Below are 14310 nucleotides of genomic sequence, written 5' to 3'. Positions count from 1 at the left end.
GAAAATCCTCTCATTTACTTGGGATTTAACCCAGGTTCAAAAAACTGCGGAATTAACCGCCTTAATGGCTGTGACCGGACAACCATTGACGAGCTAATTTTAGGCGATCGCACTATTTGCCAAGGCCATGTCCTTGACAGTTCTCTTTACCAAGCGATCGCGCTAAATTTTGTCATTCAACAACAAAAAAAATTGGGTCGATAATTTACCTAGATTTTGACAACAATACCTCTGCGCCGGTTGTCTGATTCAAAGGTTCCTTTCCCCTGAGTCAGATCACAATCTTTAAATCTTTGTTAAGGGTTTTTGGGAACTTGACTGCCTCCTACCTTACCCTATTTATTATCTTATAGGAGGCTGGAAATATAAATCAGGTCTTAACAATTTTTAACCCAATTTGACCATCTGTTGTAAATCTGCTAAGGTTTGTAAAGCGTCCTCTGGTTCTACCCGACTCAGAGCAAAACCCACATGAACCAAAACATAATCACCCACTTGCGCTTCAGGAACATAAGCCAGACTCACCTCTTTAATTACCCCGCCAAAGCTGACGCGCCCTTTTTTTAGTAAAGGATCATCTCCCGATATACTCACGAGTTTTCCCGGAACTGCTAGACACATATATTTCATCCCTAGAATGACAATAATTCTCATTTAGGTTGACAATAGCAACCTGTAGGCTATCTGTAGGCTCTGTGGTAGTTTGATGACAGGCTAACTAAGTATAACCACTGTTAGCAGACCCACCAGCAGAGGCAGAAATTCTTTTAATTATCTTAATACTTTTTTCCGGGGTTTGCCGTTATACTTAACATTTAGAACAGAATGTTGTAATGTTCAACTAACGAAATATTTGGAGATAAACAACCCTACAGTTGTTTTGGGGATTTGTCCCAAAAATGTCCCCAAAATAGGATGAATTGTCATCAAAATAGAACATCAACCCTGTGGGGATCAACATTGATCATATTTAATAGGGTTGAAACTGTGTAGAAATTACGGTAAAACTACTATGCCATCTCCCACAGAAACCGCCCCCAAATCTGCCAAAAGCAAAGCAGCGTCAAACCATCCCAGTGGCGATAAACGTTTCAAGGTACTGGATATAACCATGAAACGCAGCCAATATAGTCAGGATGCCTTAATCGAAGTGCTGCACAAAGCCCAGGAAGCATTTGGCTACTTAGAAGAAGACGTATTAATATACGTTGCGCGACAACTGAAACTTCCCCTGAGCCAAGTTTACGGAGTCGCCACCTTCTATCATCTATTTTCCCTAAAACCCAGTGGCGCTCATACCTGCGTCGTCTGTTTAGGAACCGCCTGCTATGTTAAAGGCAGTGGAGAAGTCCTAGCAGCCTTAGAAGAGAAAACCGGAATCAAATCCGGGGAAACCACCCCCGACGGCCAGATATCTATTGTCACCGCCCGCTGTATCGGAGCCTGTGGTATTGCTCCGGCCGCAGTCTTTGATGGGAAAGTCGCAGGTCAGCAAACCCCAGAAATGGCCGTAGCACGACTGGAACAGTGGCAGGGTTCAGCCGACTAAATGCCACTTGTAACCCCAACTCCATTGAGAGAGGAGATCTAAAATATTATGGAATTGACCGAATTAGTCGAACTAGCCGAAAAGGAACGCAACAATCAAAAAAGTATCCGTATCCACTGCTGCACATCTACAGGCTGTCAAGCCTCTGAGTCCCTAGAAGTCAAAAAAGCCATGGAAGATGCCCTGAAGGGGTCAGGACTTGAGGCTGACGTGCAAATAGTCGGTGTGGGGTGTATGGGGTTTTGCGGACGCGGCCCAATGGTGGAAGTCGAACCTAACGGCATTCATTATGAAAAAGTCACCCCCGAAGATGCGCCATCTATTATCGAAGCGCTGCAAGGCGGGGAAGCCAAACCGGTTCAAGGAGATCCTGATCATCCCTTCTTTAGTCGCCAATTAAAAATCGTTCGGGAATTTAGCGGCAAAATTGACCCGGAAAAAATCGGGGAATATATTGCGGTGGGAGGCTACAGAGCCTTACATCATGCAATTTATGACCTGACTCCAGAAGAAGTAGTGACAGAAATTACTAAATCTGGATTACGGGGACGGGGAGGCGCTGGCTATCCCACGGGTCTAAAGTGGGCGACTGTGGCTAAAATGCCCCCAGGACAAAAATATGTGATCTGTAACGCTGACGAGGGCGACCCTGGGGCGTTTATGGATCGTAGTGTTTTAGAAAGTGACCCTCACCGTATCCTAGAAGGAATGGCGATCGCTGGATATGCAGTCGGTGCGACCCAAGGCTATATATACGTTCGCGCAGAATATCCCCTGGCGATCACTAGGCTACAGAAAGCCATTCAACAGGCTAAACGTCAGAGTATGTTAGGTAGCCGCATCTTTGGTTCCTCCATAGACTTCAACATTGATATTCGGGTTGGTGCGGGTGCTTTTGTTTGTGGCGAAGAAACCGCCCTGATAGCTTCTATTGGTGGCGGTCGCGGCAACCCCCGTCCTCGTCCACCCTATCCCGCCGTTTCCGGGTTGTGGGACTGCCCAACCCTGATTAATAACGTGGAAACCCTGGGTAATATAGCCCCCATTATCCGCAACGGGGCGGACTGGTACAATCAAATTGGTACCGAGAAAAGCAAGGGTACTAAAATCTTCTCCCTGACGGGTAAAATCCGCAATAACGGCCTGATTGAAGTGCCGATGGGTATTACCCTACGCGAAATTGTCGAAGAGATGGGCGGCGGTATTCCTGGCGGTCTGCAAGTTAAAGCCGTGCAAACAGGGGGTCCCTCTGGCGGTTGTATCCCGGCTGATTTTCTTGATACCCCGGTAGATTATGAATCTCTCACCAGATTGGGATCTATGATGGGATCTGGGGGCATGGTGGTGATGGATGAAAACACTAGCATGGTGCAGGTGGCTCAATTCTATATGGAATTTTGCCGGGGTGAAACCTGTGGTAAGTGTATCCCCTGCCGTGTGGGTACTGTGCAAATGTACCAGTTGCTTACTAAGTTACTCAATAAACAGGCTACCTCCGCTGATTTGGAAAAACTGAAACAGTTATGCGACATGGTGAAGGCTACCAGTTTATGTGGCTTGGGAATGACAGCCCCTAACCCGGTTACCAGTACCTTGCAGTATTTCGAGAGCGAGTATTTGGAGTTGCTTCAAACTGCTAACGGTAAGGTGGCGGTTCACTAATATTTCACATCGGGAAGCTAAACGGGAAACTAGGAAGCTAAATGAGGAGAAGGGATTTATGTTTTGTGAACAATGTGAACAAACTGCCAGCGGTCAAGGTTGCCACCAGTGGGGCGCTTGTGGTAAAGGACCGGATGTAAATGCGGTTCAAGACCTATTAATGTACTGTCTGCGGGGTATTGCGCCTGTGGCTTTGAAGGCTAAGGAATTGGGCATTGATACCCATGCTGTAGATGTGTTTTCCTGTGAGTCGATGTTCGCCACTATGACGAATGTTAACTTTAACCGTAAACGCTTTTACCATTATATTCGTGAGGCGATCGCTCAACGGGAAAAACTCAAAACCCAAGTTGAACAGATTAGCGATCGGCCCATCAGTTGGTCTGTAGCTGCTACCTATCAACCAGACTGGACTGATAGTTTAGTAGCCCAGGGGGAGGAAGTTTCCCGTAACTTTATTGCTGACTCTAGTCAAGACATCGATATCTTCTCCCTCAAACTTACCGTCCTCTACGGTCTGAAGGGCTTGGCTTCCTACAGTTTCCACGCCCAGGAACTTGGTCAGGAAGACGATCGCCTTTATAGTTTCACACACCAAGCCCTCGCCGCCTTGGAAGAACCTAACCTCAGTTTAGAAGATTGGGTTAATCTAGCCATGAAAGTCGGGGAAATGAACCTGTTGGCTATGGAACTTCTCGACGCGGGACACACTAACCATTATGGTCATCCTATCCCCACCGTTGTTCCTCTGAATGCGAAAGCCGGAAAAGCCATTTTGGTATCTGGTCACGACATTAAACAACTCGAAGCCATCCTCCAACAAACAGCCAATACTGGTATTAATGTTTACACCCACGGGGAGTTACTACCCGCCCATGGCTACCCAGTCCTTAAACAAAAATATCCCCACCTCTACGGTCACTATGGCACAGCTTGGCAAAATCAAACCAAGGATTTCGCTAAGTTCCCCGGTGCTATAGTCATCACCACTAACTGTTTGATGCCTCCCCACGAACACTATGAGGATAAATTATTTACCCTCGGTCCGGTGGGATATCCTGACATCAACTATCTCGAAGATAGGGCAAATCTTACCCCAGATTTTAGCGCTGTTATCCACAAAGCCCTCTCTTTACCTGGCTTTGCAGAAGATGAACCACCCCGTCAGGTGAAAACTGGCTTCGCCCGTAATGCGGTATTAAATGTTAGCGACCAGGTGATTGAGGCGGTTAAACAAGGCAAAATTCGCCATTTCTTCCTAGTGGGAGGTTGTGACGGCGCTAAACCCGATCGCAATTATTATACAGAGTTTGTCGATCAGGTTCCGTCCGATTGTGTGGTGTTAACTCTCGCCTGTGGAAAATTCCGCTTTTTTGATAAGGAAATGGGGGAAATTGGTAACATTCCTCGGCTGATGGATGTCGGACAGTGCAATGATGCCTATTCCGCTATTCAAATCGCCCTAGGACTCGCCCAAGCCTTTGATATCGGAGTTAATGAACTCCCCCTATCTATGATTTTGTCTTGGTATGAACAGAAGGCTGTGGCGGTTCTCCTGACACTATTATATTTGGGTATCAAAGATATCCGTTTAGGTCCGACTTTACCAGCTTTCATTTCCCCTAATGTCTTCGCTATCCTCTCGGCTAAATACAACCTACAGGCTATTACCACTCCCGAAGCTGATTTAGCCGCCTGTTTGAATTAGAAATAACTGGGAAAATCGGGAATATACAATATTCCCGACTCCCGGTAAGATGTTCCCTTAATGAAAGGAGAAACTATGTCCGTTGTCACCTTAAAAATTGATGGCATTGATGTGGCGATCGAACAAGGATCGAGCATTTTAGAAGCCGCTAAAGAGGCGGGGGTCAGAATACCAACTCTCTGCCATTTGGATGGTATTTCTGATGTGGGTGCTTGTCGCTTATGTCTGGTGGAAATTGCCGGAATTAATAAACTTTTGCCCTCCTGTGTAACTACCGTTGCGGAAGGGATGGAAGTTTGCACTAATAGCCCCCAGATTAAAGAATATCGCAAAATGGTTGTGGAAATGCTATTTGCGGAAGGCAACCATGTTTGTGCCGTTTGTGTGGCTAATGAAAACTGCGAATTGCAAGATGTCGCCGTTGAAGTAGGTATGGATCATAGCCGCTTTACCTACCGTTTCCCACAGCGAGAAGTTGATATCTCTCACCCTCAATTTGGTATTGATCACAACCGCTGTATTCTCTGTACTCGCTGTCAAAGAGTATGTGATGAAATTGAAGGCGCTCATGTTTGGGATGTGGCTTTTCGCGGCCCGGCTGCTAAAATGATTACAGGACTTAATCAACCTTGGGGGGCTGTCGATGCCTGTACTTCCTGCGGTAAGTGTGTTGATGCTTGTCCGACGGGTTCCATTTTCCGTAAAGGTGCGACGGTCGCCGAAATGACTCGCGATCGCGCTAAATTAGAATTCTTAGTTAATGCACGGGAGAAACACGAATGGAAAAGATAAGATTTGCTACGGTTTGGTTAGCAGGATGTTCCGGTTGCCATATGTCTTTTTTAGACCTGGATGAATGGCTGATTGAACTATCGGAAAAAGTCGAAGTGGTTTACTCCCCGGTAGGTTGTGACCTGAAAGAATATCCCGAAAATGTTGATGTTTGTTTGGTCGAGGGTGGTATCGCTAACGAAGATAACCTGGAACTAATTAAAGAAGTGCGATCGCGCACCAAACTCTTGATTTCTTTTGGAGATTGTGCCGTAACTGCTAATGTTCCCGCCATGCGGAATATGTTGGGTAGCACCGATCATGTACTCAAACGCTGCTATTTGGAACTAGGGGATTTTACCCCACAACTTCCCAGAGAACCCGGTATTGTTCCTGAATTACTGGAACGTGTGACTCCAGTGCATGAAGTCGTCGATGTTGATATTTTTATGCCGGGATGTCCCCCTAGTGCCGATCGCATTAAGGCTACCCTCGCGCCTTTGGTGGAAGGGAAAATGCCGAAAATGGAAGGGCGAGAAATGATTAAGTTTGGCTAAGGTTTCCCTGTTGTTGACTGACTAGAAAATTAATGGTTAGCCCGCAATTATCGGGTTAATTATTAATTGTTGATTCCCTGGAGAGGTGATTTTATACTATGGCTAAGACAGTTGTTATTGATCCAGTGACCCGCATTGAGGGTCATGCGAAAATTTCCATATATTTGGATGATGCGGGAGAGGTGGAAGATGCCCGATTTCATGTGGTAGAATTTCGGGGTTTTGAAAAGTTCTGCGAAGGACGACCAATGTTTGAAATGGCCGGAATTACTGCCCGTATTTGCGGGATTTGTCCGGTGAGTCACCTCTTAGCAGCCGCTAAAACGGGGGATAAAATTCTGGCGGTAAAAGTGCCACCAGCCGGGGAAAAATTGCGGCGGATGATGAATTTAGCCCAGTTAACTCAGTCCCATGCTTTGAGTTTTTTCCACCTCAGTAGCCCCGATTTTCTGTTGGGTTGGGATAGTGACCCCGCCAAAAGAAATGTATTCGGATTAATTGCCGCTGATCCAGATTTGGCTAGGGCGGGTATTCGTCTGCGCCAGTTTGGTCAGACCGTGATTGAACTATTGGGCGCACGGAAAATTCACGCGGCTTGGGCGGTTCCTGGAGGAGTGCGATCGCCTCTTTCCCAAGACGGTTTGGAATGGATAAAAGACCGCCTCCCAGAAGCGCGCCAAACTACCGAATTAGCCTTAAATCTATTAAAGCGTCTCCTCGATAGTAACTTGGCTTCTGAGGTCGATATATTTGGGAAATTCCCCTCTCTATTTATGGGGTTAGTCGCCCCTAATGGTAATTGGGAACACTATGGCGGACATCTGCGCTTTATCGATAGTGACGGTAATATTGTCGCTGATGGTTTGAGTGAGGATAATTACCAAGACTATTTGGGTGAGGCTGTGGAAAATTGGTCTTATCTCAAATTCCCCTATTATAAACCTCTCGGATATCCTGATGGTATTTATCGGGTAGGACCTTTGGCGCGGCTGAATGTCTGTGATCAAATTGGAACTACCGATGCTGATCGGGAATTGCGGGAATTTCGCGATCGCGCTGGTGGTCGGGTTGCTACTTCTTCCTTCTTCTACCATTACGCCCGTCTCGTCGAAATTATGGCTTGTATTGAGGCGATCGAGGCTTTGGTAGAAGACCCTGATATTACCTCCCCCCGCGTTCGCGCTGATGCCGGAATTAACAACTTGGAAGGGGTGGGAGTTAGTGAAGCCCCTCGCGGCACTCTATTTCACCATTATAAAGTCAATGAAAATGGCTTAATTGAAAAGGTGAACTTGATTATTGCCACCGGACAAAATAACTTGGCAATGAATAAAACTGTTACCCAAATTGCCAAGCACTATATCCATGGTAATGAAATTCCAGAAGGCTTGTTAAACCGAGTTGAAGCTGGAATTCGCTGTTTTGACCCTTGTTTAAGTTGTTCAACTCATGCTGTTGGTCAAATGCCACTACATATTGAGTTACTTAAACCTGATGGCACAATTGTTGATGAGGTTTATCGTAATTAACATTAACTACGATTAAACATAGGGGCAACCTCTACTGGTTGCCTCCGCCAACAGCGGAATATTTATTGTTGACTTGGGTACTAATCGATATGGCAAAACAAAACTTATACCTATGTATGGGGTCTGCTTGTCACCAAATGGGCGTTTATGAAGTGTTACCAAAACTTCAGGAATTAATCGCAGAATATCAACTAGAAAACCGCATTGAACTTAAAGGGTCGTTTTGCTTGGAGACCTGTAGTTCCGGTATTGTCATGAAATACCAAGACCAACACTTTATTAATATCAGCCCTAAAAATATCGAGGACAAATTTGTCGGTGAAATTTTGCCGATAATTCAAAATAGTAATTTACCATTGAATTCATAATGCTAGAAAATAATGACAATCCCCATTTATGGCAACTGCTTTGGGAATATGACCCGAACGGTTTAATTGCCGTGGATGTCTCCATGAATATTAAAGTTGTGAATCCGGCATTTTGTAACTTTTTTAAAGTCGAGGCTGCCGAGATTATTGGGACTCCGGCTTTTAATTTGTTGGGGAATGTAGACCGATTTAAAAAAGTTTGGGAAAAAAACCAAATGATGCAGGGTATAGAGGTGGAATATGAAAATCATCATCTGTATTTAAAAGAGGTGATTTTCCCGATTAAAGATGAAAATATCATCGCCTGCATTATGACTGATATTACCTCGGAAATGCAGCGAAAAAAGGAAATCCATGATATCCGGGAACAAACAGTTAAAAAAGTGAACGAAGTGGTTGACAATCAAATGAAGGTTGCCCAAGAAATCGCTGGACTACTCGGAGAAACTACCGCCGAAACTAAGGTTAGTCTTCTCAAAATTATCCAAATGATTAACCAATAGCATATTTTTGTTTACCAAACCAAGTAGTTGAGTCGGCTTATGGGTCAAGATAACTTTTTTGATATTTGCGATCGCAGTCTTAATAAAAAAGGCGAGGAACTCTGTGGAGACCAGGTTAAGTTTACCAAAACTGAAACTAAAAGCACCATCGTCCTCTCTGATGGTTTGGGAAGTGGGGTAAAAGCTAATATCCTAGCTACCCTGACCACAGAAATTTTAATCACTATGTTAAATGCTGATGTTCCCCTAGAGGAAGTTATCAAAACTGTGATTGGAACTCTGCCAATTTGTCAAGTTCGCCATATTGCATACGCCACATTTACCATTATTCAAATTGACCACCAAACCAATCAGTTTAAGGTGATTAATTTTGATAACCCCCCCGTCTTTTATTTTAACAAAGGACGGGTAATTAAACTAGACACTAAGACCGAAAAAATCCTCGGCAAAAAAATACTTTCCTCGGAAGGACAGCTAGAAAGGGGAGACTTTCTGGGTGCTATTAGTGATGGTGTTCTTTATGCTGGTTTAGGGGATACCATGAATTTTGGTTGGGGGTGGGATAATATCGCTAAATACATGGAAAAAGTGTTTATGACTCAGGCGACTAACTCCCGTAGCATTATTGAACAGGTGATGGCGGAAACGCGATCGCTTTATCGAGATAAAATCGGAGACGATGCTACTTTTGTTGGTATTTATGTCCGCAAACGTAACCCGGTTATGATTTTTACCGGACCTCCTTTAGATATTACCAAGGATGAGTTATATGCTGAACGTTTGTTAAGTTTTAAAGGTCGTAAAGTTATCTGTGGGGGTACTACCGGAAACCTCGTGGCTAATTATATGGGAGAAACTATCGAAATGGATATTTCCACCATGCGAAAAGATTTACCCCCTATCGGTAAATTAAGCGAAATTGATTTGGTCACTGAGGGAATTTTGACTATTTCTAAAGCTACAGCAGTTCTCCGCCAGTGTAATTGTGATATCACCAGACTTCCTTCTGACCAAAATGGTGCGGTACTTCTGGCGCGAGAAATTTTAGAGGCTGATTCTATTTTCCTTTTGGTTGGTCAACAGATTAATGAGTTTTACCAAAATCCTCTTCTTCCTAAAAATATCTCGATTCGACGCAGTTTAATTGAAGATTTGGTAAACTTACTCAAACAAAAACAGAAAGAAGTTACCGTAGAATATTGTTAAATTATCCGAGTATGGTCTCACCATTTAGACACTCTCCACAGATAATTATGAATAACTATACTACTAACATATACCATGGAAAATGTCAAGTCTTTTTTAATTATTGGCTATGGTAATCAGTTAAGGGGTGATGATGGTATTGGACAGGAGGTAGCGAGACTGGTGCAAGAGTGGGAAAAACCTAATGTGCGATCGCGTTCAGTTCACCAATTAACCCCGGAAATAGCCGAAGAATTAACCCATTTTGACTATGCCATTTTCGTCGATGCTAGTATTACTGGGGAAGTCCTGGAAGTTTCATCCCTGACACCTGATGACTCAGAAACAGTGGTTAACTTGGGTCATTCTATCAATCCGCGATCGCTTCTTTCCTTAGCCAAAACTCTCTATGAATACACACCCCAAGCCTGGCTAGTAGCAGTCCCCGGCGATAACTTTGATTTAGGCGATTGTCTTTCTCCCACCGGAGAAGAGGGAGTTAATCATGCTTTAACCCAAATTCAAATGCTAATCGACACTTATAGCAATACCCGACCAAATGAGGACAGTAATTAAACCCTGAATATACAAATTATAAATTTTCTTTAAATCTGGTTAATGAACTGGCAAATACCAAATTTATCATCAGAAAATTGAACCTGTCAGCCTCGATTTTGACCCACAGTTTAGGTGTTAGAAAATAGACTACTGGGGGATTTGACCAAATACCAAAACAGTTTTTTAATAAATTTTCGGGTGGGTCGATATCGCCACAAATCTTCCAGCAGCAAATTAATCTTAACATTGCCATAAATTAGGCATTCAGAGTCTTCATAAAACTTCTGCTGCATAAAATTCATCGGGTCTGAATAAACATCATTAACCAGAAATGGTTTTATCCCAGCCCAATGAATAACACAAGCCTCTTTCTGCCAATCGTGATTCCCAATTTTTCCGTCCTCAATGGGGAAACGTTGACGCATTTCTTCTTGGGAATAGTTCCACATCAAAACCTGAATTAGCGCAGTTTTTACATTAATTTTGCCCTCATCTAATGCCCGAAAAATCATGAAATTTAATAGCCCTTGTTCACCATATTTAAAAACATCAGGGTATCGATTCTTAAACTCCAACATTTCCGCATATTCAGCCAAGCTAAAAATCCCCCTCTTTCCCCAAAATACCCCGGTAACAAAATAGGGTCTATCTTGATAATTAAAATCAGGGAAGTGCTTTTTCATCCCCTCCAAGTCAAAGAATAAACGCGAAATATCTTCAGCCTTCCAATTTTCCAAGTTATGATCAATAATCATGTCATAATGTTCAAGATCCCCAAAATCTAGCACATCCCCCCAGACTATTGTATCCGCATCTAAAAACAGAAAATTCTGCCAAGGACTTTCCCAAAAGGCAATCATTTTAGTCAAGCCCCAACCAAAACTATTTTCCTTGAGAAACGGATGCTTGACCGTCTTTTGATTAATAATCTTAACACCGTAAGTGCTTTCTAAGCTGGTTGTATTAAAATCACCATCAACGATTAAACAGATAGGAACATCCCCCAAAAAGTAGCGAATACTAGCACAACATCCTGCCGCAAAGTGGTAGTCCTTAAAACAACAAGCAATGATAATCCCAAAGTCCTGAATCATGGTTTTAGTTTCCTAGGTTTTAGTTTCTAATGGTATGTTTTCATGACACTATCGAATAATAGGGTCTAGTTACCCCTATCATCAATCAAAATACCTTTTCCACCGATTTACCTAACCAGGACGTGATTCAGAGAAGCTATCTGATACATTTACGCGACATTTATCCGGCTATTGCCTGACAATGCGACGATAGCACTATTACCCGTTAAGGTAACAGAGGCGGTATCCCGCAAAGCTTTTAGAAAGATTCCAAAAGCACCGTTCCAGTCCCGTGGTAGAGTGAACCCCCACTCCGGACATCGGAACACTTTTGAGCCACCTAGCTGGGAATGCACATGACCACAGTGAGTACAGGTTTTGCTGGTGTATTCTTCGGTCACATCTACAACTGTTCAGTTATTTCCGCGCTTATGTCTCAGGGTTAGTTTGAATCGATAATGCGCCCATGTCAGCATGGCGCGGGCAGTCTTAGACCTGATTAGACGCTTCACCTTGGCAACCATATTGGAAGTCTCGAAGGTGGGCAAAAAATCAGGCTGTGTTATGGGATGGCCAGGGATGCGACCCAATCAAGCAAGGGGTTGAAGTCCTCACCGGGTAGTCCCCACGCCCATTTCAGCTCGATTTCATACCCGAAGGTCTCGCACCATACTTGGTATTATACCGTATTGCCGTCAAATGTTAACCTAATTTGAGATTAAATCATGCTCCCAACTTTTGGCTACTATTATCTCATTGGGCGATGGTCATAGTCAATAATTTCTCATAGCCTATTATGGCAGACAGTATAGCATTTGGGTAGGATTTTCGAGAGCGATCGCCCTCCCCAAAATAGGTAGGTGCGATCGCCTCTATTTATTTAAAGTTCTTCGGGGTCAATTCCCTGGGCGCGTAATAACTCAGCTAGTCTTTCCGCCCGTTGGCGTTCAGCTTCGGCTCGTTGGCGTTCCTGCTGTAACTCCACTTCGGCTTGTTCAAAACGCTGTTCAGCTTGTTCCGCCCGCTGGCGTTCAATTCTAGCTCGTTCATCCCCGGTTAATAACAAATTACCCTGGCTATCCCACCAGCGCAGCCAAGGCAATTCTAGGTTGCCATACTGTCCGAGCCAAATGCCTAATTCTACACCCATGGGGTGAATGGGATAGTGACCTCTTTCATTCGCGGCCACTAACTCATAGTGATTTTCCATTAGGTGATAGACTTCTACACTGGCTTTCCGTACCTCATAGATAGCATAGAAAGGGGGGCGGATGATTTGTTCATATACCCAAAATTTACCGGGTTTTTGACGTTCTCCAGAAATTTGATATAAGGGAGTGCGATCGCGTTCTTCTGAACCATCTCCCGACACAAATTCTATGGCAATTAAAGGGGGGATATATTCCTGCCATAATACATAGGAACGTCTCACCCTACCATCAAGAGTTGGGGGAACGTTGGGAACATAAAACCAGTCTGGAGATTCCGCCCCCCGTTCTAGGGGTTCTGTTAATCGCCAATAGATACCAGAATCTTGACCTATAGCATATTTCTGGTCTGGGTGTAGACTATCTAGTGTTGATAGAATCGAATCAGTCAATAAGATACTTTGGGGATGCTCCTGAAAGTTTTTCACGAAAGTACCGTCGGAGTCCGGGAGTTGAGTATGATCGGGAAGGGTGGTAATTCCCAGTTCTGATGATGGGGCGATGGTCATGGTAAATAGTTTCTCATCGCAGGTTATGGCAGACAGTATAGCATTTGGGTAGGATTTTCGAGAGCGATCGCCTCTAGGCTTTTCTCAGTAGGTGCGATCGCCTCTATTTACAGTTATTTAAAGTTCTTCGGGGTCAATTCCCTGGGCGCGCAAAAACTCCGCTAGTCGTTCAGCCCGTTGGCGTTCAGCTTCGGCCCGTTGGCGTTCCTGCTGTAACTCTAGTTCAGCTTGTTCCGCCCGTTGATGTTCATTTTCTGCCCGCTGACGTTCATTTTCCGCCCGTTGACGTTCATTTTCTGCCCGCTGGCGTTCAATTCTAGCTCGTTCATCCCCAGTTAATAGCAAATTACCCTGGCTATCCCACCAGCGCAGCCAAGGCAATTCTAGGTTGCCATACTGTCCGAGCCAAATGCCTAATTCTACACCCATGGGGTGAATGGGATAGTGACCTCTTTCATTCGCGGCGACTAACTCATAGTGATTTTCCATTAGGTGATAGACTTCTACACTGGCTTTCCGTACCTCATAGATAGCATAGAAAGGGGGGCGGATGATTTGTTCATATACCCAAAATTTACCCGGTTTTTGACGTTCTCCAGTTTGATATAAGGGAGTGCGATCGCGTTCTTCTGAACCATCTCCCGACACAAATTCTATGGCAATTAAAGGGGGGATATATTCCTGCCATAATACATAGGAACGTCTCACCCTACCATCAAGAGTTGGGGGAACGTTGGGAACATAAAACCAGTCTGGACATTCCGCCCCCCGTTCTAGGGGTTCTGTTAATCGCCAATAGATACCAGAATCTTGACCTATGGCATATTGCTGGTCTGGGTGTAGACTATCTAGTGTTGATAGAATCGAATCAGTCAATAAGATACTTTGGGGATGCTCCTGAAAGTTTTTCACGAAAGTACCGTCGGAGTCGGGGAGTTGAGTATGATCGGGAAGGGTGGTAATTCCCAGTTCTGATGATGGGGCGATGGTCATGGTAAATAGTTTCTCATCGCAGGTTATGGCAGACAGTATAGCATTTGGGTAGGATTTTCGAGAGCGATCGCCTTGGGTTATGGTAGGCGCGATCGCTTATAATTAACTAAAAATACCTGAGATGATTTGATTCAGAA

15 protein-coding genes and 1 pseudogene are annotated in these 14310 nt (G+C 44.3%); 11 read left to right on the top strand and 5 right to left on the bottom strand.

Annotated features, from left to right (window positions below):
• Positions 1-18 precede the first annotated feature (18 nt).
• On the top strand, positions 19-204 hold the full coding sequence (locus HFV01_RS05430) for a hypothetical protein (RefSeq protein ID WP_006624088.1): 186 nt from the start codon (positions 19-21) through the stop codon (positions 202-204).
• 183 nt (positions 205-387) lie between these two features.
• On the opposite strand, the gene HFV01_RS05425 is transcribed toward HFV01_RS05430, so the two are convergent.
• The gene (locus tag HFV01_RS05425) at positions 388-630 is read right to left on the bottom strand and encodes a HypC/HybG/HupF family hydrogenase formation chaperone (RefSeq protein ID WP_498366156.1); all 243 of its coding nucleotides are present in this window, start codon (positions 628-630) and stop codon (positions 388-390) included.
• Between the two features lie 382 nt (positions 631-1012).
• Here HFV01_RS05425 and hoxE point away from each other — a divergent pair, with 382 nt between their 5' ends.
• From hoxE to HFV01_RS05375, 10 genes are all read left to right on the top strand, one after another.
• Positions 1013-1549, top strand: a complete 537-nt coding sequence (gene hoxE / locus HFV01_RS05420; RefSeq protein ID WP_193520900.1) for a bidirectional hydrogenase complex protein HoxE — start codon at positions 1013-1015, stop codon at positions 1547-1549.
• Between the two features lie 48 nt (positions 1550-1597).
• Positions 1598-3211: a NuoF family protein gene (locus tag HFV01_RS05415; RefSeq protein ID WP_006669193.1), complete on the top strand. Its 1614-nt coding sequence runs from the start codon at positions 1598-1600 to the stop codon at positions 3209-3211.
• 58 nt (positions 3212-3269) lie between these two features.
• On the top strand, positions 3270-4919 hold the full coding sequence (hcp, locus tag HFV01_RS05410) for a hydroxylamine reductase (protein WP_006624084.1): 1650 nt from the start codon (positions 3270-3272) through the stop codon (positions 4917-4919).
• Positions 4920-4994: 75 nt separating this feature from the next.
• Positions 4995-5711, top strand: coding sequence for a bidirectional hydrogenase complex protein HoxU (gene hoxU, locus HFV01_RS05405; protein WP_006669191.1), 717 nt, complete (start codon positions 4995-4997; stop codon positions 5709-5711).
• Positions 5699-6247 carry an NADH-quinone oxidoreductase subunit B family protein gene (locus HFV01_RS05400; protein ID WP_006624082.1) on the top strand — a complete coding sequence of 183 codons (549 nt, stop codon included), beginning with the start codon at positions 5699-5701 and terminating at the stop codon, positions 6245-6247. Before hoxU ends, HFV01_RS05400 begins: the two co-directional genes overlap by 13 nt.
• 98 nt (positions 6248-6345) lie before the next feature.
• A complete protein-coding gene (locus HFV01_RS05395; protein WP_006669190.1) occupies positions 6346-7776 on the top strand; it encodes a Ni/Fe hydrogenase subunit alpha in 1431 nt (476 codons plus the stop codon).
• Positions 7777-7865: 89 nt separating this feature from the next.
• The gene (locus tag HFV01_RS05390; RefSeq protein ID WP_006624080.1) at positions 7866-8144 is read left to right on the top strand and encodes a (2Fe-2S) ferredoxin domain-containing protein; all 279 of its coding nucleotides are present in this window, start codon (positions 7866-7868) and stop codon (positions 8142-8144) included.
• On the top strand, positions 8144-8647 hold the full coding sequence (locus tag HFV01_RS05385; protein WP_006624079.1) for a PAS domain-containing protein: 504 nt from the start codon (positions 8144-8146) through the stop codon (positions 8645-8647). The genes HFV01_RS05390 and HFV01_RS05385 overlap by 1 nt, the downstream gene beginning before the upstream one ends.
• A gap of 39 nt (positions 8648-8686) precedes the next feature.
• Positions 8687-9853, top strand: a complete 1167-nt coding sequence (locus HFV01_RS05380; protein ID WP_006624078.1) for a SpoIIE family protein phosphatase — start codon at positions 8687-8689, stop codon at positions 9851-9853.
• 75 nt (positions 9854-9928) lie between these two features.
• Positions 9929-10408: a hydrogenase maturation protease gene (locus HFV01_RS05375; RefSeq protein WP_006669189.1), complete on the top strand. Its 480-nt coding sequence runs from the start codon at positions 9929-9931 to the stop codon at positions 10406-10408.
• A 110-nt stretch (positions 10409-10518) separates the two neighbouring features.
• Here the strand turns inward: HFV01_RS05375 and HFV01_RS05370 are convergent, their stop codons facing one another.
• The 4 genes and pseudogenes from HFV01_RS05370 to HFV01_RS05355 all read right to left on the bottom strand — a co-directional run bounded on the left by HFV01_RS05370 (position 10519) and on the right by HFV01_RS05355 (position 14173).
• Positions 10519-11484 (bottom strand): glycosyltransferase family protein, encoded by a 966-nt coding sequence (locus HFV01_RS05370; RefSeq protein ID WP_006669188.1) that lies wholly within the window; start codon positions 11482-11484, stop codon positions 10519-10521.
• Positions 11485-11633: 149 nt separating this feature from the next.
• Positions 11634-12014: pseudogene (locus HFV01_RS05365) on the bottom strand (zinc ribbon domain-containing protein); the annotation flags it as partial.
• Between the two features lie 329 nt (positions 12015-12343).
• Positions 12344-13180 (bottom strand): Uma2 family endonuclease, encoded by an 837-nt coding sequence (locus tag HFV01_RS05360; protein ID WP_193520899.1) that lies wholly within the window; start codon positions 13178-13180, stop codon positions 12344-12346.
• Positions 13181-13297: 117 nt separating this feature from the next.
• The gene (locus tag HFV01_RS05355; RefSeq protein WP_193520898.1) at positions 13298-14173 is read right to left on the bottom strand and encodes a Uma2 family endonuclease; all 876 of its coding nucleotides are present in this window, start codon (positions 14171-14173) and stop codon (positions 13298-13300) included.
• Positions 14174-14310: the final 137 nt, after the last annotated feature.

The sequence above is a fragment of the Limnospira fusiformis SAG 85.79 genome (assembly GCF_012516315.1).
Lineage (GTDB): Bacteria > Cyanobacteriota > Cyanobacteriia > Cyanobacteriales > Microcoleaceae > Limnospira > Limnospira fusiformis.
Note: the sequence above shows the minus strand (reverse complement) of the source record. Positions and strands in the feature narration are given on the sequence as shown.

Coding starts and splice junctions, on each gene's coding strand:
- HFV01_RS05370 (WP_006669188.1), bottom strand. CDS start 11,484: ATGATTCAGGACTTTGGGATTATCATTGCTTGTTGTTTTAAGGACTAC.
- hoxE (WP_193520900.1), top strand. CDS start 1,013: ATGCCATCTCCCACAGAAACCGCCCCCAAATCTGCCAAAAGCAAAGCA.
- HFV01_RS05380 (WP_006624078.1), top strand. CDS start 8,687: ATGGGTCAAGATAACTTTTTTGATATTTGCGATCGCAGTCTTAATAAA.
- HFV01_RS05390 (WP_006624080.1), top strand. CDS start 7,866: ATGGCAAAACAAAACTTATACCTATGTATGGGGTCTGCTTGTCACCAA.
- HFV01_RS05385 (WP_006624079.1), top strand. CDS start 8,144: ATGCTAGAAAATAATGACAATCCCCATTTATGGCAACTGCTTTGGGAA.
- HFV01_RS05400 (WP_006624082.1), top strand. CDS start 5,699: ATGGAAAAGATAAGATTTGCTACGGTTTGGTTAGCAGGATGTTCCGGT.
- HFV01_RS05395 (WP_006669190.1), top strand. CDS start 6,346: ATGGCTAAGACAGTTGTTATTGATCCAGTGACCCGCATTGAGGGTCAT.
- HFV01_RS05375 (WP_006669189.1), top strand. CDS start 9,929: ATGGAAAATGTCAAGTCTTTTTTAATTATTGGCTATGGTAATCAGTTA.
- HFV01_RS05355 (WP_193520898.1), bottom strand. CDS start 14,173: ATGACCATCGCCCCATCATCAGAACTGGGAATTACCACCCTTCCCGAT.
- hcp (WP_006624084.1), top strand. CDS start 3,270: ATGTTTTGTGAACAATGTGAACAAACTGCCAGCGGTCAAGGTTGCCAC.
- hoxU (WP_006669191.1), top strand. CDS start 4,995: ATGTCCGTTGTCACCTTAAAAATTGATGGCATTGATGTGGCGATCGAA.
- HFV01_RS05425 (WP_498366156.1), bottom strand. CDS start 630: ATGAAATATATGTGTCTAGCAGTTCCGGGAAAACTCGTGAGTATATCG.
- HFV01_RS05360 (WP_193520899.1), bottom strand. CDS start 13,180: ATGACCATCGCCCCATCATCAGAACTGGGAATTACCACCCTTCCCGAT.
- HFV01_RS05415 (WP_006669193.1), top strand. CDS start 1,598: ATGGAATTGACCGAATTAGTCGAACTAGCCGAAAAGGAACGCAACAAT.